This window comes from Bradyrhizobium sp. 33ap4, from assembly GCF_032654765.1.
GTDB classification, from domain to species: domain Bacteria; phylum Pseudomonadota; class Alphaproteobacteria; order Rhizobiales; family Xanthobacteraceae; genus Bradyrhizobium; species Bradyrhizobium australafricanum.
The window spans coordinates 1-21,080 of the sequence record NZ_JAUMTJ010000094.1 but is presented as its reverse complement, the minus strand read 5'-3'; the positions used below and the strand labels follow the sequence as shown (position 1 = coordinate 21,080).

Genomic DNA, 21,080 nt, shown 5'->3' with positions numbered 1-21,080 from the left:
GCTCGCCCTCTCGTCGCAGCAGAATGAACAGCCGACGGTAGCCGAACCGTCGGCGCTCGTGGGCGAGGTCGCGCAGCCAAACACGAAGCTCCGTATCCGCAGCGCGGCGAGATCGGTAGCGGATCATCCTCCGATCCGCGCCGACGATCATGCAGGCCCGTCGCTCCGACAGGCCCATCACGGCCTTCAGGTGCGCCACAGCGGCGCGCTTGGCGGCGGGCCCCACCATTTTTTTGACAGAAGCTCGCGCAGTGCCGCCGCATCGAGCATTTGCTCGGCCAGCAGCTTCTTCAGCTTCGCGTTCTCCTCCTCCAGCGACTTCAGCCGCTTGGCTTCGGAAGCTTCCATGCCGGCGAACTTGGCCTTCCAATTGTAGATCGTCGCCTCCGAGACCCCGTGTTTGCGAGCCAGATCGGCTGTCGTTGCTCCGGCCGCATGCTCCTTCAACACTGCGATAATCTGCTCTTCCGTGAACCTTGCTCGCTTCATCTGTCCGTCCTTGCTCAGGCCGGACTCTAACTCCATCTGGCGGAAATACTCAGGGGCAGGTCAGCCCAAGTCGACCGCTATCGAGAAGACTGCCGACGCGCTCGGCCGCAATCGGCTCGCGCACCACATCTCGCGCGAGGGGTGATTGCGCGCGGGGTAAGAGTGCACAATGGTTGATTATGGCGCAGCTACATCCGATCCGCATTCGCGGGCGATAAAATCGGAGCACGACTACCGCAGCTCAACTCCGCGTCGTTTCCAGTTGGTATGCAAATTCAGCGACAGGCATTCCGACCGAGCGAGAGGTTGCAGGCGTACACTGGCTCGATAGAGACGAATTCATTCGTCTCCATCGCTAAGTCACCAACAACGATCGAATATCTTGTAATTATCGGGTTTAACTGCAAGTCATGCGCCGTCTTGTGACGAGTCAATAATTTGCTCCGCGGTCAACTACCAACGCTACCAATTGATCTAGATGATAGATGCATGTCACCTTTTGGTTGAGGACCGTGGCCGGTCACCTGCAAAGAGTTCGCCATGCTATATCAGCGACAATCTGTCTCGCCAACAACCCCGATCGATGCGCTGAGACATCGCCTTCAGAAATGCTGAGCGCTGCGCTTTGTCGAAGCTTGCGCAAGATTGATGCAGTTCTGGGCGGGTCGGTACGGGACAAGTCAATCTCTTTACTTCGACAACTGTTTTCTTGATAGCTCAATAGAAGGCACAGTTTGACTGGTCGATGCGAAAGTCGAGCATTGGGGGTACGCTGTTTGGTGCCAATGAACACGGCCCGCTACTGAACGCGATATACGAGGATAGGCTAATTTAAAAGGAGATACGGCATGCGGCGCAATGATGAAATGAAGCTCGGAGTGATGCTCCTTCAGGCAGGATATAACGAAGGTGCATGGCGTGATCCGAACGCGCCAGCGAATTGCGGAGTTGATATCGACCATTATACTCATCTGGCAGCACTTGCCGAAGGTGCGGCATTTCACTTCATATTTCTCCCCGATAGCCCAAGTGTAAAAGAACAAGATAATGCGAGCATAGCACGTTCAAGCCGAAACGATGGATTCGAACCACTCACGTTGTTATCGGCGCTTTCATCGAGAACGCAAAACATCGGCCTTGTGGCGACAGCGACAACGACGTACCACGTGCCTTATCATCTTGCACGTATGTTCGCCTCACTCGACCACCTGTCGCGGGGACGGGCGGCTTGGAACATGGTCACCTCGTCATTTAAGTTCGAGGCTCCAAACTTCGGCGACATGAACCTTCCAGATCATGACACCCGCTATGCACGAGCGAGAGAATTCGTAGAAGTTGTCAAGGGTCTTTGGGATTCGTGGGAAGACGATGCATTCATTCGTGAAAAGCAAAGTGGCATTTTCGCTGACACCTCGAAATTGCATTTCCTTAATCACCGCGGGGACTACTTATCCGTCAGAGGCCCACTGAACATCGCAAGGCCGCCGCAAGGATATCCTGTATTGGTTCAAGCTGGCGCATCCGATGCCGGGATAGTGTTCGCTGCAGAACTCGGGGAGGTCGTGTTCACCACCGCACCGACTTTAGAGGAAGGTAAACGATACTACGCTGCCCTCAAAGAGAAGGCGCGCGCACTTGGGAGGAAGGACGATCAAGTGTTAATCCTGCCCGGAATTATCCCGATCGTCGGTAAGACCAAGCAAGAAGCATCTGAGAAGCTTCAAAGGCTACAATCATATTCGCACATCGACGTTCTAACTGCCTTGACCGATCGTGCGTTGGGGTTTGTCACCGACATCCGATCAATGAATCTCGACTCATTGGTCCCCGAAGCTTTGCCGCAGACGAATTTTATGCAGAGTCGTCAAAAGGTGCTGCTTGAGTTGGCCGTACGTCGGAAAATGACCTGGAGACAGCTGATCCGTTTGGTATCGGACACCCATGGCCATCTGACGGTTGTCGGAACACCGGACGAAATTGCCGACGTAATGGTGGATACTTTCGATCAACGAGCGGCTGACGGATTCAACGTGTTACCGGCGACCGCTCCTGGCGGTCTGAAGGATTTTGTTGATCTCGTCGTTCCCGAGTTGCGCCGACGAGGCAAATTCAGATCCGGATACTCGGGACAAACATTAAGGGAGAACCTCGGTCTCAAGCGGCCGCTCAATCGGTTCGTGCAGGTAGATGCAGGGAGTGGTCTGTGAAAACGTGCCCAAGCCGTCAAGCGAAATGTAGGATTTGGCGCAACCTGACCAGGATCTCGGTGGTACCCGTGGGCTTGAGCCAAGCACATTGCGTTCGCAGCCGCGCCATCCGCCAGCAGAGTGGCCGCACTGCCCAGGCTCAAGACATTTGGAGGCGACAAATGCTCGCCCTTCGCGGCAGCTTAAATCGGGTATGCGTCCAATTCCCGGGGCCGCTTTGCGGAACACAGGGGAATTTCAAATCTGCGAAATCGACGCGCGCCTGGATAGCAGGGAGATGCCGAACTCCGTCTCACAGAATACTACCAGCCCAGGCGGGTTTGTTGTTCTTGATCCTCCGGTAGTAGCCATTATGGAGACGCGCGTCGTGCAACATGGAGGCCTTCGAGACGTGCGTGCGTCCCGTGTTGCGTTGCGCGCACTTGGCCGTTTGGCCGATGGTCACTGCGCCGGCAGCTCGCAATCTGAGAGAATCGAGTGTTGCTCTGATCCACTTACTTTGCAAAGGAGCCGAACATGGGTGGAGTAGTAAGCGAGCCACGCAATATGCAAACGTTCGAAGCATTGGAATCGAACGTGCGATCGTACTCGCGTTCGTTTCCAGCGATTTTCAGTCGAGCGCGCGGTTCGATTATGGAAACGGAGGGTGGTCGAAGGGTCATTGACTTCCTATCCGGTGCTGGAACGCTCAATTACGGCCACAATAATCGCGAGATCAAAGCTGCTATTACTGATTATCTAGCGTCGGATGCTGTAGTCCATGGGCTCGACATGGCTACTCCTGCAAAGCTCGAATTCATGGAAACGTTTAGCTCCTTGATACTTCGGGAGCGCGGTCTGCAATGTCGGTTCCAGTTCACCGGGCCAACTGGTGCTAATGCTATTGAGGCCGCTTTAAAGCTCTCACGCAAAGTTACGGGACGCCAAAATGTCATTTCATTCACGCACGGATATCATGGCGCGAGTTTAGGGGCGATCGCGGCGAGCGGTAATAGCTTTTATCGCGCCGCCAGTGGAGTTCCTCTGTCTGGCGCAACTTTCATGCCCTATGAGGGGTATCTTGGGCCAGCTGTTGATACGGCTGATTACCTGCGAAAGGTATTGATGGACGGCAGCAGTGGTGTCGATTGTCCAGCTGCCATTCTCGTCGAAACTGTGCAGGGCGAAGGCGGTATAAATGTAGCTGGCAAGGAATGGTTGCAGTCAGTCCAGGCCATAGCAAAAGGAGTTGGCGCGCTTTTCGTAGTTGACGATATCCAGATGGGCTGCGGTCGGACGGGCGAATTCTTTAGCTTCGAGTTTGCCGCACTGTCACCAGATATCATTGTGCTGTCGAAGTCTCTAAGTGGATACGGCCTGCCACTATCAATGCTGTTGATCAAAGATGGACTCGATTTATGGCGACCCGGAGAACACACCGGCACGTTTCGAGGAAATAACCTTGCGCTCGTATCTGCAACCGCAGCTTTAAAGACTTACTGGAGCAGTCAGAGTTTATCGCAGTGGGTGCAGCGCATGGGAGACCTCATGCGGTGTCGACTTGAAGCCATTGCATCCAAGCATGGAAGCAGTTTTGCTGTTCGTGGGCGGGGCATGGCGCTGGGTTTTGATTGTCAAATGGCAGAAATCGCAGAGGCGACAACACATAGGGCATTTGAGAAGGGCTTGATTGTTGAACGATGCGGGCCAATTGACCAGGTCGTAAAATTCTTGCCTGCCCTCACGATCGACGTCGAGACACTCAATCAAGGTCTTGAGATATTCGAGGAATCGTTGGTCGAAACACTGAAATAGGACAGGACCGCAGTGACTTGCTGTTCATGTAGACAACAGCGGTAAGGAAACAGTCATGGCCTACGAGACTATCAAGTATGAGGTCGCCAAGCAGATCCTCACCATTACGTTGAACCGGCCGGAGAAGCTCAACGCCTTCACTAGCATCATGTGGCGAGAATTGACCGACGCGTTCGATCGCGCTGACAACGATGATGACATTCGCGCCATCATCGTGGTCGGCGAAGGTCGAGCGTTTTGCGCGGGCGCCGATCTTTCGCCTGGCGTCGACTCGTTTGACATCGACGCGATGTGCGGGTCGGTAAAGCGGCTACCCGATGGCACGGTAGATTACAGCGATCCGAAGCTCCGCGACATCGGCGGCCAGCTCACGTTGCGAATCTTCAAATGCATGAAGCCCGTCATCGCGGCGGTAAACGGGCCGGCTGTCGGTATTGGCCTCACTATGCAGCTCGCGATGGACATCCGCATTGCGTCTGAAGCCGCACGGTTCGGCTTTGTGTTCACCCAGCGTGGCCTCGTACCGGAGGCAGCTTCAAGTTGGTTCCTGCCGCGCATTGTCGGCATCGCTCAGGCGCTGGAGTGGTGTTACAGCGGGCGGGTATTCTCGGCGCAGGAAGCGTTCGCCGGCCGGCTTGTCAGCAAGGTAGTGCCGCCCGATCAACTGTTGCGCACGGCGCGCGGGCTCGCCCTCGAGATTGCCGAGAAGACCCCACCCGTACCAACCGCGCTGATCCGGCAGATGATGTGGCGCATGCTCGGCGCCGATGACCCCATGGAGGCCCACAAGATTGACAGCCGCATCAGCTATACGCTTGGCAGTTCCACCGACGCTAAGGAAGGCGTGATGGCGTTCTTAGAGAAGCGGCCTGCGGTGTTTAAGGATAAGGTGTCCGTCAACATGCCGGATTATTTTCCATGGTGGGCGGAGCGGAGGTACAAATAGTCATTTGCCGTCCTGGCAGGCCGAAGCGCGAGCTGGGACCGTGCATCTATGATGCAGTCCTATAGGAAGACGAGAGTCTGCGCGGTGTGTGGTTATGCCGCGCCCGAGTCGACCCCAGGGGTGCGTCAGACTATGACGGCTGAATTTGCGTTTGTGCTGGTCGCCCGGTCAAGAACGCTTTGTCGTCATTGAATGCCAACACAGTATCCTCATTATCGAGTACGACATTCCTCATCAAAGTAGGTAGTATCTCGGTTCAATATTCGTGCTGTATCGTCAGCAAGTAGCTGGGCCTGGCAGCCAATACGTAGCTTCACGAAGTACAAGGCGGGGCAATGACAAGCGTAGCTAATCCCTTGCAAGTCTCACGTTTCCTTCACGTATATGACACCGCCGCTGCCCAAAAAGGCATCAAGGTTTCAATAGGATTCGATTTTCATGAGTATGTCGCGATCACGCAGGCCCTTCCAACAAAGTCGCCGACATATCCAAATTTCCGGCCAGATCGCTCGCCAATTAAATCAGGCGAGGGATATTGGCTCGTAGGCGTCGACAAGAATAACAAGATCGCGCTTGTAGAGGCTGCTCGACTGTATGACCTTTCGGGCAGCAACTTTGCAGATCATCTTGAATCCCTGAAGGCCTTTTACGCTGACCCGATCATACATGCACATCCTCAGGACCTTTGTAGGTGTGTGGCGCCCACCGCCAAGAAGATTGGCGGGAAAGTGGCCTATCACGGGGATTTTTGGTTGCGCAGGGATTTTAGAGGACAGGGCATGCCCAAGATCATGGCTGGAATATTGCGCGGCGTGTCTTTTGCAATGTGGGCTCCCGATTTCATATGTGGCCTTGCACCGCGGTGGATACGGGATAAGGGCGTTCTTGCGCAATATGGACATACGCATCATGAACCCGGCGGGTCGATACTGCGGCTGATAGAAGAGAACATCGCGGACGACGACTTGCTCGTTTGGCTAACCGGCGAGGAGTTGAGGAGCCTGGTTGACCGTCACGACAGAACAGAGCCGGTTCAAACCTGAGGCTCTCGCCTTATACCCGCTGTACGTAAATAGTCACTGCGCACGCTAGGATCACCGGGCGCTCTCATGCGGGCAGCCGCGGGACCACAGCAATGCCGAAGTTTCGAAGTCGCTGTTGCGGTTAGGTGCGTCCGTCAGCCATCAGGGGCGTCGCTGTCGCAGTGCTCGAAGATACATTGACGTGCCGTCCGTCCCGGATATCACGCCAAAGGAACGCCGGCGCTCCGGAGTAGATCCGCCGAATGGCAGGGGCCCGAAGTTGGCTCTGCGAGGGGGACCGCTCGATCGCCCCACATATGCCAAATAGATCGACGAGGATACCGTGAATCAGATATTTGCAGGTTCGAAGATGGCAGGAGCTCCGCCTGCTGGGCAGAGGTCCGAGGATCACTTTTCCCGCGCGCGGCTGGTGTTTCCTGACGGCACGTCGCGAGTATCCGTCGAGCGTGATTCGGTCCCGCGGTATATCGAGCGAGGAGCGGGCAGCTATCTTTTCGATGTCGATGGCCGCCGGTTTCTCGACCTCAACGGAAACTTCACGACGTTGATCCATGGTCATGCCTTCGCGCCCGTCGTAGAAGCGCTAACCCATCAGCTCCAGCGGGGCAGCTGCTTCGCGAATCCGACAGAGAGCGAGATCGAGCTCGCCGAACTACTTTGCGGCCGGATTCCGCAGGTCGATCGTGTTCGCTTCGTCAATACGGGGACTGAGGCCATACTGTTTGCGATCAAGGCTGCGCGTGCCTTCACCGGGCGTGCGAAAATCGCCAAGCTCGAGGGCGCCTATCATGGCGCCTACGACTGGGGCGAGGTAAGCTTGGTGGCAACGCCAGAAAACTGGGGCGATGCGAGCGCACCCAATCCTACAGCCGTCTATTACGGGATGCCGGCAAGCGTGCTCGATGAAGTGGTAGTTCTCCGCTTCAACGATATTGAAGGCGTGCGCCACTTGTTGTCATTGCATGCGCACAAGCTAGCTGCCGTTGTGCTGGATCCGATGCCGAGTCGCGGTGGTCTAGTTGCACCGAAGCCTGAATTCATTGCGGCGATTCAGGAAACTGCCCGTAGCAACGATATTCTGGTGATTGCTGATGAAGTCTTGAATCTCAGGCAGAGTTTCCGAGGTGCTTCCCCGCTCTATGGCCTTGTTCCGGACCTCATCACGATGGGCAAGATCATCGGCGGCGGTTTACCGATTGGAGCAATCGGCGGTCGCAAGGACGTAATGAGGGTTTTCGATGCCTCAGCGGGACGGCCACGGCTTCCGCAGGGCGGCACATTTTCCGCCAATCCTCTATCGATGAAAGCTGGGCTTGTCGCGATGCGACATCTTGATGAAGAGGCTTTTGCACATCTCGACATGCTTGGAAATATTGTTCGGGGGGGGATTAATCAGGCCATCTCTAGACGGGGCGCGCCGCTGTCGGTGACCGGAGCCGCCTCACTCTTTCGCATCCATCCGATGGCGAAAATTCCGAATGACTATCGTGAGGCCTATCCCGGGCCAGCCGCGACAACTCTAATGAAGCAGCTCACGCGCTTTTTCGCGGAGAACGGGATAATTCTACCGAATGGCGCTGCCGCCTCGATCTCGACACCGATGACACGCGCCGAGGCCGAGTTGATCGTCGACGTGTTTGCTGGCTTTCTCGATAGTCATCAAGACATGCTGGGCGCAATAGGCTCGCAAATAGCCTAAAGCAATAGTTGCGCAATGCATCGCGAGCGCTTTGCAGCGTCTTTCCGTTAGGGTGATGTGTGGCCGGAGCCTGTCTTCGTTCGAGATGCTGGCGCCCGAGCGATCGTCACTCGGGGGATCCTGGTGCCGTCAGCGAGTACGGCAAATCGGTCGAGTCCACGATGCGCTCGACCACTGACGAATTGGGTCCAATGAAGCGTCGTATCATCCTGCTAGCCGAGATACACCAGCCAATTAACAGGCGATGAAGCGCGGAAACACCGCTGGTGAACCGACCTGAGCGCGCACTGGTTCTGCAGATGATGAGCCAGCACATCGATCAGAGCTTGGCGAAGTGTATTGTTGTTTGGATTGCATGCTGCTGATGCGTGACTTGCCCCATGCCCACGTAATCATTAGCATGGGGCATTACTTGGATCAATGATGGCCGTTGGTAGTTGATGGCTCCGGCAAATGATTGCATGTCATTGCGTAATTGACCAAGAGACGCGGAGAATACTGCGCAATCTAACCATGCTCAATGATGCGTGCATCGAATTTGTCGCGCTACTGCTCTTGCTGCTCAGCCGCGATCGATACGATCGTACGATCGATTTAATCGAACGACGCAAGCGATTTGGACGTTTCAATGTCAGCTTTCATATGCTGCAGCATCCACCCCATTTCATGCGTTAGAAGGCGTGGTCTTGCCGATGCAGTATCTGAATTTAAAATCTGGCAAAGATCGAGCCGTCCATCTCACAAGGTCGACCATGCCGCGAAAGTCGCTGTCGGACGGGCCGTGCGGCGGAATAGCGGTATGGATCCGATTGGACGGCATACTGACAGGAGCCATCCATGAAGACTGCCATCAACGAGCTATTCGGCATCGAGCATCCGATCATCCAGGGCGGCATGCATTACGTTGGCTTTGCCGAGCTCGCCTCTGCCGTTTCGAACGCGGGAGGCCTCGGGATCGTCACCGGACTTACCTCAAAAACTCCGGAGCTGCTTACCAAGGAGATCGTACGCTGCCGTGACATGACCGACAAGCCGTTCGGCGTGAACCTCACCTTCCTTCCAATGCTGAGGTCGCCGCCCTATTTCGAATACATCGCGGCGATCAGAGAATGCGGCGTCAAGATTGTCGAAACGGCGGGGCGTAGCCCCGAACAATATATGCCTGCGCTGAAGGCAGCGGGAATCAAGGTCATTCACAAGTGCACCTCAGTGCGGCACTCGTTGAAAGCGCAACAGATCGGATGCGACGCGGTGTGCGTTGACGGTTTTGAATGCGGTGGTCATCCCGGTGAGGACGACATACCGAACATGATCCTGTTGCCGCGCGCGGCGGAGGAACTGACGGTGCCGTTCGTGGCCTCAGGCGGCATGGCGGATGCAAGAAGCCTGGTCGCGGCGCTCGCGCTCGGCGCCAGCGGCATCAATATGGGCACGCGCTTCGTCGCCACCAGGGAGGCGCCGGTACACGATAACGTAAAGAGAGCGATCGTTGCCGCGACTGAGCGCGACACCCGACTCGTGATGCGCGCGCTCCGCAATACGGAGCGCGTGCTCACCAACAAGAGCGTCGAGCGGCTCCTCGAAATGGAGCGCGAGAAGGGAAGGGCGCTCAGGATTGATGACATCCTAGACGAGGTGGCCGGCGTCTATCCCAAGGTGATGATCGACGGTAACGTAGATGCGGGCGCCTGGAGCTGCGGAATGGTGGTCGGCCTGATCACGGATGTTCCAACTGTCAAAGAGCTGATTGATCGCATCGTGGGCGATGCCGAGCGAATCATCCGCCGGCGGCTGATCGGAGTCCTGGATGGGGCACTTGCAGAAGAGCCGGCGGCGCGGGCCGTCTTTTGAGCATCGCGAAGTCGAGAAGGCGCCCATACAGTTCGACTTTTGCCGATATGGCGTGGGTGTCTTTGTCTCACTCGGCTGCTTGTTGCCTCCCACTGCCGACGGTCACGGGACTGTTGCTGAACACGTTGAAAGCGCGATTGTACTTGAGCGGAGCTGCCGCGCGGATTGCAATTCTGCAACATCCAATGTCGTGTCGCCTACGTTGTCGACCATCTTCTCGGATCGCCAGAGAATCTTCAACGATACGCGGGCTCTCGGTCGTGTTTCGGGCCGAATATGACTTGTCATATTCCGTGCAGCAGAAGGCTGGGTAACCTCCCGCCGTACATCGGGCAGATCGGCAAAACCAATTCGGCCAAAGCTGTATGTTGCGGCCTCGGCCAAGCGTTGATGGCGGCTGTCCCCTACAAGATCCACACGGTGCTCACCAACGAACAGCAAGATACGTAAACACATACGTTCGATATGCGCTGCCAAGAGAGTGGCATCGAACACCGGCTCACGAAGATCAAGGAGTCTAGGCCAATGACCAGGTCGAGCGCATGAACCGCACAATCAAAGTAAGCGACCGTCAATGCTGCTACTACGATCGAAACGCTCAGCTCGATGCTCAGCTTGCAGACTTGATCATCGCTTACGACTACGCTCGTCGGCTGAAGAGGGAGGAAGGCCGCATCGGTGAGCTTGCGCTTTGCCCCAGGCCGCGGTCCTCGCTGAGAGCTGCCTTCAGATTACCAAGGTTTTGGTGCGATAGACTGTGGAGTCGCCGACACCGACGGTCCGGGCAATCTCCCCATCGCTGGCGCCAGCGTCACCGCCAGTGATATTTGCGCCCGCTTGAGCTTGCGCGTGACCCGCTCCCCTCGCTCAAAAGCGGCATGAGTTCGGCGCGCTCGGTTTGGCTGAGTTCGATCCAATAGCGTACATTCATCCGTGCTTCCTCTCGAGGCACAGACGAACAGCTGAATCGGATGGCCAAGGTGAGGTCATTCTGCAAGAGCGTTCGCCAGTCTGGCCTGCGACGCCCACACGCGCGTGCTTCCGCAGGCCACCTGCCGAGTGGGAGATGCAGCGGCACTTCGGGTATCCCCGCGTTCCGTCCACCAGGTGGTGTTGACCCTCGAACGTGCAGGCCTCAACAGGCGCCAGCCCGGCTCGCCCTGCAGCATCGAAGTGCTGGTCTCTCCCGAACAGCTACCCGTCTTGAAAACTCAAGCAATCAATCAAACCTCTGCATCGAGGCACTAGCCCTATCCGATCTTGTAGCTGTCCAAGCGACGCCGCTAGTGGTTTTCTTCGTTTAAACAACGGGGCCCATCTAGCCGCCCGCAGGAGTTGTGCAGCACCTTCAGATCGCGCCGCTTCATGTCGTCAAGCAGCCCGTCGTGCCCACTCGCCCAAGCGGCCCCCTGTGCGTGCTTGGCAGATGAATGGAGAATGAAATGCAACAGCGGAGCGGGATCTCAAATGCTGGTCGGCCGGCCGGACATTTTCGAAACACGGCCTACATGGTCAAGAAGAGCCGCCCGTATTTCGATGCTGCCAACGCGGCGGGCCTCATGACCGTCCCGGGACGTTCCACGACCGGACGCGCCTTTGTATTGGGCACCGGTCCACTTGACAGTCGACTGGAAATAATCGATTTCGTGCGATGCTCATACTTGGGCCTGGACAATCATCCAGTGATCGTCAATGGAGCTATCGAGGCGATAGAAGCGCATCGATCGTTGCACTGGTCATGCGCACGAACGCGACTCAATTTCGACATTCTGGCAGAGCTTGAAGTAACCCTGTCGGAGATGTTCTGCGCACGCGTGCTCGCTTTTTCGACCGTCATGCTTGCCAATCTAGGTGCGATGCCCCTTCTTGCTTCGGGCCAATTGACGGGCGGAAGGAAGCCGGTTGTCGTGTTCGACCGCATTGCGCACATATCGCTCGCCTATCACAAGCCGGTGGTCGCTGATGAAACGCGAGTAGAAACGATTGCGCACAACGATATCGACGCTCTCGAACGCGTGTGCCGCGAACATCCACTGGTCGCCTATGTATGCGATGGTGTTTACTCGATGGGAGGGAATGCGCCCATCAAGGAACTGCGCCAGCTCCAGGATCGCTACGGTCTATTTCTCTATATCGACGACGCTCACGGCATATCGCTGTTCGGACGCCACGGCGAAGGGTTTGCCCGGTCTCAGTTTCCGCGCGTGCTGGGTGACCGCACGATCATAGTAGCTTCGTTGGCCAAAGGGTTCGGTGCGTCGGGCGGCATGGTGATGCTCGGAACCGCCAACCACGAGGCTCTGTTTCGACGATACTCCATTCCCTATGCGTTTTCGGTGGCTCCCAATCTGGCGGCGGTTGGGGCGGCGGTTGGTTCGACCAAAATTCATCGATCGGCAGAGCTCGGGGAGCGGCAGAGGCGGTTGGCGCAACGGATCAAGGTCTTTGACCGTCGTGTCGCAACCGCCGAGCAAGGTAATCCATTTCCGATCAGAATGATCGCTATCGGATCGGAAGCTAAGGCGATCGCGATCGCAAGAGACTTTCTCGATGCCGGCTTCTATACGTCGGTAACTTTCTTCCCGACGGTCGCGCAAGGAAGGGCAGGGATTCGGGTGTGCATTACGGCCGATCATGAAGTCCGCGATATTGAGCGGCTGTGCAACTGCATCGTGGAAAGGTTACCCGACAGCGCGAAGCCACATATGGCATCGGCTCTCTCCTGAGGTGATGAGGCGATCAAGTGGTAGGAATTCATGGAGCTGCCCTACACGGCCAAGTTGGTATTACCTCATGCGGACAACAAAGGTGAAAGGTCATTACGTCCCCATGCATTGTTCGGCTCTGAACGCATCTTCGGATCATTAAGGCTAACGGTGCGTCCGTACGCGAGGATAAATGCTCGTGAAGGCGATTACGTCCGACTGAGATCTGCGCTCATCCGCGGTATCCCACGAGAATGCCTTGTCAGGACGTCGGCACGACGCTTAGGCAGTAGCATCACGATCGCCCGCGATGCGGTTCCCGATCTATCCCATGCGCTGCACGCAAATTCGCGATCGGAAATGATCGTATCGATGCTGAAGTTGGCCGAATTCGAGGGCTCGCTCGAAGGGATGCCATTCTCGAGTGTAAAGCCATTTCATCGTGCGTGTCATGGATTTAAAGTCCTGCGTGCTGTGTGGGCGCTCCGAATCGCTATTTCTAAGCCTGCTCGGCTCAGTCTCCTGGCCATGTATGCTGGCCGGCTCTGGCGCCGCATCGGATCGACTTCTATAGCAAGCGATATGGATAGACGGTGCTGCGTCACGGGCCATCTAGATATAATGATTGCGTCAATTGGATACGGGATGCTTGTCCGAGCGCGGACGTGGATGGCGGCGGTCTCCGCAACGATTGCCGGAAAACCGTCTGGATCTCCACATTCGCGCCGATTGCTGAGTTCTCATGAAAACCGTCGATTCATTGTGGGTTGGAAATGAAGATCCGTCAGCACCAACTTGAGCGATTTCGGATCCCGCCAGGTGGTTGAGGCGACGACGATGATGCTATTTTCCTCCTGGGGCAGCGGTTCTTTTGCCTCGCCCATTAAGCTGTTTGCGAAGAATGCCGAAACCAGCAGAGCTTAGAGACCAATCCGACCGGCGCATTGCTCTCATCACTGGAGGAGCCCGCGGGATTGGATTTGGAATTGTACGCCGGTTCTTAGCTGATGGCTTCCAGGTCGCTTTTGTGGCGACAAGGGCAGAGCATGTGGAGCATGCGCTTGATATTCTCAGGTACCCGGTAGATCAGCTCTATGGTGATGCGATCGACGTAGCGCGCCCGAGCGAGGTGGGGAGATTTCTTGATCGCGTCCGGGCACGTTGGGGCGAGATTGCCGTTTTGGTGAACAATGCTGGCGTCTCGCCCAAGCGCGTCGACCAAGATGCACCTTGGCTTTCGCAAACCTCGATCGAGGAGTGGGCGCGGGTCATCGACGTCAATCTAAGCGGACCATTCACTCTCACACGCCTCTTGGCGCCAACAATGATTGCGAAGGGATATGGACGCATTATCAATGTCGGGTCGCTCGCGGGCCGTGCAATGCCTTTGATCGCGGGTCCGCATTATGCCGCTTCGAAGGCGGGATTGGTCGGATTAACGCGGGCAGCTGCGCGTGATCTCGCCCCACATGGTATTACGGTCAATTGTATCGCGCCTGGGCGCGTTCTCAGCGATATGACCGGCTCAGCCGAGACAGAGGTGAACCGCTCCGCTCTCAGCCGGATTCCGGTCGGCCGTTTTGGAACGGCCGAGGAGGTCGCGCACGTCGCAGCCTTTCTGGCGTCGCCGATGGCTGGCTTTATCACCGGAGCGACCATTGATATCACCGGCGGCGAGTTCGCGGCCTAAGCCGATGCGCACCCAAGTTCTGCGAGCCGCGATGGTCGTACCGATTGTCTCAGTATTCGAGATCGATCTTGTCAGGGGTCCTACAGAGACGCGCACTGGAATGGCTTTGCGCTCGATGTAGTCAGTACGGTTTCGCGGCGGTCGCAGACCGCGATAAAGACCGCCCCTTCGTGATGGCCACGGGCACACATTGCGAGACCGACGACGTTCCGGAGTATCAGCATGGCTAGAAAAATTAAGCGCTCGATGGGAGTACTATCGCATCTGCGAGTCGTCGAGATCGGTAGCTCGGCGGCAACCAGCTATTGCGCACGTTTGTTCGCCGATTTCGGCGCCGATGTCCAGAAGGTCGAGCCGCCAGCAGGCGATCCGCTTCGCCGCAGCGCGCCACTTACCCCTAAAGGTCAGAGTGCGTGGTTCGCGTTTCTCAACTTCAACAAGTCAAGCACTATCATAAACCGCGCCGACGCCGACGCGATCACGCGGCTGAGAGCAATGGTCGAGGATTGCGACATTCTGATCGACGGCCGCGATGTTGATCCCGCGGATTGCCCGTTCATTGATATCGCCGCTGTCCGTCAGCGACGTCCCGGATTGATCTATCTTGAGGCAAGCTGGTTCGGCCGCGAGGGACCCTATGCAGGATTCGCCGCTACCGATTCGACCATTCGCGCGCTCGCCGGCCTCATCAAGCTGGTTGGATCGGTTGAGGGACCGCCGTCGCACGCACCGGATTTCCAGACGGGTATCCTTGCCGGTCTGTGGGGCTTTATCGCCGCGGCTTCTTCGGCGGTTGCGCAAATGCAGGGCAGGAAAGGGCGGTCGTGGTCTCTCAGTATTTTCGAATCGAGCCTCGCGCCAGCCGAGTATCTCGTCTCCGAGACGTTTGCACGTGGGGATGTTATACGCCGGATTGGTATTAATCGCTTCTGGCCGAATTTTCCGGCGGGCATTTACGAAACTAAAAAGGGTTCGATCGGCGTTACTACAATCACGCCAGCACAATGGCGTGCCTTCTGCGATATGCTCGGCCTTCCCGAATTGCGTGATGATCCGGAAGTCGGATCGTAGCCATGTCGTTCTGTGAGCCAAGGAGTTGAGTGTTATAGTTGTCTTCCTAAGACCGCTTGGCCTCCGACTTGAGGCACTTAAACGCAAGATTCCGGTCGTCCCGGTACCCGCAATATCAGATCTGCTCCGAGATACGGAGAAGAAGGTCCGTGGTGCAATCGTTCCCGTCCTGCTTGGCGAAGAAGAGGGGTTGACGACTGGCTCGGTGCAACGGCTGACATTGACGCCGCCCCGCAGGGGCGGCAAAGTGCCGGCTCTTGGCGAGCAGCGGGCTGTCACGAATTCAAGGCACCTGACCGACAATGCGCCGGAGGCGTCAGGCTCGTTCAACGCCAGCGAGCCATCTTTGTACGGGACTCGCATCATCGACTTCACGATGGGGTGGGCGGGCCCGTTGTGTACCCGCACGCTGGCTGACCTCGGTGCGGACGTCATCAAGATCGAAGCCATTCAGTATCCGGACTGGTGGCGCGGCATTGACCGGCGACCTGCTTACGTGGATGGCCAGTTATACGAAAAGACGTTGCGCTTCTGCATCATGAACCGCAACAAGCGCGGCATCACGCTCGACCTGACGCGACCGCAGGGCCTCGCTCTTGCCAAACGGTTGTTGGCGGGAGCCGACATTGTCGTCGACAATTATTCGGTCGATGTCCTGCCGAAGCTTGGGCTTGGCTACGACGTGCTCAGACCGCTCAACCCTCGGCTTGTCATGATGTCGATGTCCGCCTTCGGCGCAAACAGCGTCTATCGCGACTGCCGGGCCTACGGTTCGACTCTCGAGCAGGGCTCGGGTTTGCCGAGCGTGATTGGACACCCCGACGAGCCACCCGTGATGAGCCACGTTGCGTTCGGAGATGCGGTCGGCGGTTTGAACGGCTGCGCCGCAGTTTTGGTTGCGTTGACTCACGCCCGCGCAACGGGTCAGGGGCAGTTCATTGATCTTGCGCAGGTCGAATGCATGATGCCATTTGCGGCGCCATGGATCACAGTTCAGTCGATCGGCGGCATGCCGTCGAAAAAGTATGGTAATCGACATCCGCAGTTTGTGCCACATGGCTGCTTCCGATGTGCGGGCGATGACAACTGGATCGTAGTAGCTGCGACCGATGAGCACATGTGGAAGAGGCTTGCGTTGCTGATTGGTCGGCGTGACTGGTCCACGGATGCATTGCTGAAATCCGCGGAAGCGCGCCGCCGCATCGAGGATGTGATCGAGAGAGCCATCGAAACTTGGACGCTCACTCGCGACGCGGAACAGGCCATGTCTGCGTTGCAAGCCGCAGGGGTTGCGGCCGGGGTGGCCCGACTGCCGATAGACCTACTCAGCGATCGGCATCTCAGGTCACGCGCGTTCTTTCAGGACCTAGAACGCGCTTTCACTGGCTTGCATCCGCAGCCTTCGATGCCGATTCGTGAAGGTCCGGACCCTTGCGCGATCCGCACAGCGGCACCGACACTCGGACAACACAACAAAGAGATCCTATCAGGGCTTCTCGAGCTCTCCGACGCCGAGATCGCGCAATTGACGAGTGAGGGCATCGTTGGTACGTCGATGCTCGACGACGAGGAACTCGCGAAAGCAAAGAATCGTCAGCCAGAGAGGTCGACGCTACGCCCTATATTGGCTAGCCGTCAGCCTTGACTGATTGGTGTAGTACACCCATTAAATTCATGATGAGGCAAGAGAGCAGCGAGGTCATCTGGTTCTTCGGAGCGTCGAGCAAAAACCCCTGATCGGTTCGGAAGGTCATCGCCTGGCGACGCTAGCCAAACCGGCATCGGATGGCCGCGGTTCGCACAAGCGGGCGCGCACGATGGCTCGTTAGTTGGCTGGCCTTGATAGCTTGCGGTATGCTCGGACCTTGCATACTTGTCGTTCACTCTCGAACGCGGTCCGCGGATGAGCGACGACCTTCGGCTCGCGCCGGCCGTCATCAATTTCGGGCAACTTCTTTGAGCATAGCGTTGTCGAGAAACGCCTCGGCGTCGCGGTAGAGATCCAATGTTTGTGGCAGATACCCCAGCTAAAGGCAGGCACCTAACACTGGTGCGATGATTGATTTGGTCCCCACTGAAGCGAGTGCCGTGGGTATATTGAATCGCATCTTTGCGACAGCCGCCAGCGACGTGACTTCTTTGACCCGACTGCTTCCGTTTTCGTGGAGCGTTGTGCAGTATTGCAGTATCGGAGGACTGAACGTTGATGAACGGCTTGGCCGCAGGTCAGATGGAGTCAGAGCTGAACTTGGCGGCGCAATGATGGTTGTGCCACCTCACGTCGTTATTTCTAGGTGTTGTGTACTTGATGAGCCGGCTCAGTCCGGTCGCGAGGCTCCTGGGGTGGAACTGGGTAGGGAGAGTCGCGTGTTTGTGGACTGCGAAAACGATGTCGGATGTAGATACGATGCCGACATCGTCCGAGTCACGAGAGCGTCGGTTGTCGTTGAGGCTATTTCTTCTGGACTGTCTCGCGCAAGAGATCCGCTGCAATAGGAGTGTGTCGCCATTAACGAAGATGTCGCCAGGAGTGGAGCGAATAGGCGCTTCCGGTAGATCGACGTACGTTTCGCCGCCGCAAATGATTATGTTATCGTTAGACACGCCGTAAGATAGGGTAATGCCAAGGCGCGAGAGTGCCGACTGCCTTGTCAAGGATTGGCACGTACCATGCACTTTGAATGGCGGCCGTGATCCTGTCCCTCGTCAGAAGCCCTAGGGACGAGCGGAATCGCGCTGCAAAGATAACGGTGTGCCTCGAAGTATGGCTGCCTCGTTTCAATTACAGGCGCCGTGCGAAGCAGAAAGTTAGCTCGTTCAAAGTTGCGGTCAGACGCCGCAAGCCTCTATCCAGCAATTCGAGATCGATGCCGTAGGAGAGGCGGATCCCAGCCGGATCGCCAAAAGCTGTGCCCGAAACCGTTGCGACACCGGCATCTGTTAGCAACGTGCTAACCACATCATCGACGTTTAAGTCCCGGCTATTGACCTTGGCGCTCCGCAGCAACTCGCTGCAATCGAGATAAAAATAGAAGCCTCCTTGGGCGGAAGGCTGAGGTTCCAATTTCAGCGCTGAAAGAATCGATAGTCCGAGCTCTCGCGCGTTTGCAACGCGTCGATGTAGTTGCACTTCGAAGGAAGGATCGCCACACTGCAGGTGATGGAGCAGTGCATGCTGCGCAATAACATTGGGATTCGAGGTTGTATGGCTCTGTAGCGCCTTAACCGCGCTGATAACCGTGTTGGGGCCAGCGAGATAGCCAATCCGCCAGCCGGTCAGGGCTAATGACTTGGAAAACGAATTAACGATCAAGGTACGATCGCGCGCCCGGGGCATCACCGAAACTATCGGATGATGGGCGTGTGGGGCATGGGCGAAAGCTCCGTAGCATTCGTCGTAGATGATCCAGAGATCCCGCTCGATGGCGAGTTGAGCAATACCTGCAAGAGAGTCACGGTCGTAGACCGCCCCGGTCGGGTTGTTCGGCGTGTTGACCACGATCGCTCTGGTCTTTGGTGTAACAAGCACGGCTAGGTCTGCAAGCCTGGGCACAAAGTTATTCTGTCGGGTCTCGATGAAGACGGGCTTGCCGCCGGCAACAACGACCTGGGCTGGAAAAGTAGTCCAATACGGGGTAGGGATCAGCACTTCGTCCCCGGGGTTCAGAAGAACCATGGCCGCATTGAAGAGCGCCTGTTTTGCGCCGCTCGTTACCGCGATTTCGTCTGCCGACCAAGGTTGAGCAGTCTCGGAGGAAATCTTGCGAGCAAGCGCATGGCGCAACTCGATGAGACCAAGAGTGTCGGTATAGCGGTTTTCGTTGCGATCAATCGCAGCGATCGCTCCTTCGCGTACTGATGGGGCTAGGTCGCTCCAGATCTCTCCGGCAGTCAAATCGATGATTTCATCGCCGCTCGCGACGGCCGCTTGGGCGGCAGTTCGTGCGGCCGCGGTACCCGAGGATTTGAACAAGCGTGTCCGTTGCGCCAGCATGAGCGTTTCTCCGTTGATCCAAAATATAGCCTTGTTCGGTACTGTGACAGGAGATCTACAATTTTCCTGCGAGCAAGATTCCACAATTCAAAGAAAGAAAGGCGAATCATCGTCCGGCCAGCCGCTTTGCGGCAGAAAATGCCTGTGTCGTTGGTGACTGTCATTGGTATGGGTAAGGGAATTGAGCCGAGATATGCAGCAATGCACAGATCGCCCGCGTAGCGGCCGCCGCGCCATTTGAGGAAACGCACAACATCAGGATGGGAAGATCTGTTCGCGGAAAAGTGTGCCGAGGCGTGTATAGACTGGATGGTTGCATGCGGCCGTCTTTCAATAACGCGTGGGCTTGTTGTATGGTTGAAGTGGCCTTTGCCCGGGAACGATCAAGATGGGAGGCCGTTCTGCCAATGGCGTGCATATGAAAGGATCTCGTCCGCAATGCTCTCTTGCGAGGGAATAAGGATCGCGTCCGCTCCCGCCTCATGCGTTACCATGAGAAAGGAAATTCACCGCGGGAGCAAATCTCAGCACCAAGCATTTCAGCAGGTGAGAAGGCGGCCCCAAATTCATTCATCCCCTCAGCGAGCACAGATTGAAATTGGCCTTTCATACCGTTTCTATGCCGGAGTGCTTGACCGGTCGGGTCGATCCGTTGATAGGTGACATGCTTATGTCAGCTGGATCAATTACTAGGCTTGGTAATTGACGAGGTCGTAAACAGTCGGCATCCTGCGATCCTGCAGTCACACGGTTTGTTCGGTCGTTGGTCACCAAAAGGTCGAAACAAATGGGCTCGGCTTGATCAAAACGCCCATCGGGGTTTGCTCCACTATACCGCTGATATTGCAACCGGTCGTGCGGCTATGAGCTGCGCGACTTACGCTAGAGCACAAGATCTTTCGCGCTCCTCGATCCTTCGACTACTAAGCGTCATTCGGAGGACTCAGCAGCACGGCGTTGTAGCGGGCCTCCTCGAGGCGGCCGCTACACGAATAACTTGACGAAAGGGAATGGGATGCGGCCGAATCGTCGGCTCTTAGCAAAGTGATCTCGCTCATCTTCTCCATCATCCTCGAGGTGACCGAAAACGGGACCCATTTCGTGCCGAGGATGGCGGGGCTTCCCTGTGCTGGGTCTGCTGTCAGCGCCTTGTTTCCACGGTTCTTCGCCTCGCCGCGCGCCGAAGACCGCCACAGCCGAGCCTGTCGCGCCTCCTGATGTCCGTGCCCGTCCGGTACAGCCAGGCTGGACGCTGTGATTGCACATTGTCTTGTCAGCGACGCCAATTTTCTGACGCCGCTGACCTGCCCCTGAATTTTCATCCAGCGGCAGTTAGAGGCTCGGGGGGTTGTACGCCTTGCGGCGCGGTGGAAGCAACGGGCGATCGGCGGAGCTGGTCGGGGTTGCGCAGCCGAGCGTCCGTTGCGGTGAGAGAGGCGGCGTAGGCCGCGGGCGTGAGGTATTGCAGCGAGGAATGGGGGCGTTCGTCATTGTAGTCGGCGATCCATGCCGCGAGTTTGGCCCTGGCATCGTCGAGACCGAAGAACAGCGTCTCATTCAGGAGCTCGTCGCGCATCCGGCCGTTAAAGCT

12 protein-coding genes and 2 pseudogenes are annotated in these 21,080 nt (G+C 56.8%); 10 read left to right on the top strand and 4 right to left on the bottom strand.

Going from position 1 to position 21,080, the window contains the following annotated elements; translation table 11 throughout:
* A pseudogene (locus tag Q2M23_RS40745) lies at nucleotides 1-489 on the bottom strand (transposase); the annotation flags it as partial.
* A gap of 848 nt (nucleotides 490-1,337) precedes the next feature.
* Between Q2M23_RS40745 and Q2M23_RS40740 the strand changes: the two are divergent.
* The 6 genes from Q2M23_RS40740 (at nucleotide 1,338) to Q2M23_RS40715 (ending at nucleotide 10,029) form a co-directional block, all read left to right on the top strand.
* On the top strand, nucleotides 1,338-2,696 hold the full coding sequence (locus Q2M23_RS40740; RefSeq protein WP_316399084.1) for an LLM class flavin-dependent oxidoreductase: 1,359 nt from the start codon (nucleotides 1,338-1,340) through the stop codon (nucleotides 2,694-2,696).
* 546 nt (nucleotides 2,697-3,242) lie between these two features.
* The gene (ectB, locus tag Q2M23_RS40735; RefSeq protein WP_316399086.1) at nucleotides 3,243-4,490 is read left to right on the top strand and encodes a diaminobutyrate--2-oxoglutarate transaminase; all 1,248 of its coding nucleotides are present in this window, start codon (nucleotides 3,243-3,245) and stop codon (nucleotides 4,488-4,490) included.
* A 55-nt stretch (nucleotides 4,491-4,545) separates the two neighbouring features.
* Nucleotides 4,546-5,436 carry a crotonase/enoyl-CoA hydratase family protein gene (locus Q2M23_RS40730; RefSeq protein ID WP_316399083.1) on the top strand — a complete coding sequence of 297 codons (891 nt, stop codon included), beginning with the start codon at nucleotides 4,546-4,548 and terminating at the stop codon, nucleotides 5,434-5,436.
* Nucleotides 5,437-5,771: 335 nt separating this feature from the next.
* On the top strand, nucleotides 5,772-6,479 hold the full coding sequence (locus Q2M23_RS40725) for a hypothetical protein (RefSeq protein ID WP_316399082.1): 708 nt from the start codon (nucleotides 5,772-5,774) through the stop codon (nucleotides 6,477-6,479).
* Nucleotides 6,480-6,828: 349 nt separating this feature from the next.
* Nucleotides 6,829-8,178: an aspartate aminotransferase family protein gene (locus Q2M23_RS40720; protein ID WP_316399085.1), complete on the top strand. Its 1,350-nt coding sequence runs from the start codon at nucleotides 6,829-6,831 to the stop codon at nucleotides 8,176-8,178.
* 837 nt (nucleotides 8,179-9,015) lie between these two features.
* Nucleotides 9,016-10,029 (top strand): nitronate monooxygenase family protein, encoded by a 1,014-nt coding sequence (locus tag Q2M23_RS40715; protein WP_316399081.1) that lies wholly within the window; start codon nucleotides 9,016-9,018, stop codon nucleotides 10,027-10,029.
* A gap of 677 nt (nucleotides 10,030-10,706) precedes the next feature.
* On the opposite strand, the pseudogene Q2M23_RS40710 reads toward Q2M23_RS40715, so the two are convergent.
* Nucleotides 10,707-10,960 (bottom strand): annotated as a pseudogene (locus Q2M23_RS40710) (helix-turn-helix domain-containing protein); the annotation flags it as partial.
* Between the two features lie 511 nt (nucleotides 10,961-11,471).
* On the opposite strand from Q2M23_RS40710, the gene Q2M23_RS40705 reads away from it, so the two are divergent.
* From Q2M23_RS40705 to Q2M23_RS40690, 4 genes are all read left to right on the top strand, one after another.
* On the top strand, nucleotides 11,472-12,755 hold the full coding sequence (locus tag Q2M23_RS40705; protein ID WP_316399080.1) for an aminotransferase class I/II-fold pyridoxal phosphate-dependent enzyme: 1,284 nt from the start codon (nucleotides 11,472-11,474) through the stop codon (nucleotides 12,753-12,755).
* 880 nt (nucleotides 12,756-13,635) lie between these two features.
* On the top strand, nucleotides 13,636-14,424 hold the full coding sequence (locus Q2M23_RS40700; RefSeq protein WP_316399079.1) for an SDR family NAD(P)-dependent oxidoreductase: 789 nt from the start codon (nucleotides 13,636-13,638) through the stop codon (nucleotides 14,422-14,424).
* A 222-nt stretch (nucleotides 14,425-14,646) separates the two neighbouring features.
* A complete protein-coding gene (locus tag Q2M23_RS40695; RefSeq protein WP_316399078.1) occupies nucleotides 14,647-15,495 on the top strand; it encodes a CoA transferase in 849 nt (282 codons plus the stop codon).
* Nucleotides 15,496-15,685: 190 nt separating this feature from the next.
* Nucleotides 15,686-17,140: a CoA transferase gene (locus Q2M23_RS40690; protein ID WP_316399077.1), complete on the top strand. Its 1,455-nt coding sequence runs from the start codon at nucleotides 15,686-15,688 to the stop codon at nucleotides 17,138-17,140.
* A 1,137-nt stretch (nucleotides 17,141-18,277) separates the two neighbouring features.
* On the opposite strand, the gene Q2M23_RS40685 is transcribed toward Q2M23_RS40690, so the two are convergent.
* Together Q2M23_RS40685 and Q2M23_RS40680 are read right to left on the bottom strand one after the other, a co-directional pair.
* Nucleotides 18,278-19,489, bottom strand: coding sequence for a pyridoxal phosphate-dependent aminotransferase (locus Q2M23_RS40685; protein WP_316399076.1), 1,212 nt, complete (start codon nucleotides 19,487-19,489; stop codon nucleotides 18,278-18,280).
* Nucleotides 19,490-20,807: 1,318 nt separating this feature from the next.
* The coding region (locus Q2M23_RS40680) for a transposase (RefSeq protein WP_316399075.1) at nucleotides 20,808-21,080 on the bottom strand (273 nt) is incomplete at its 5' end.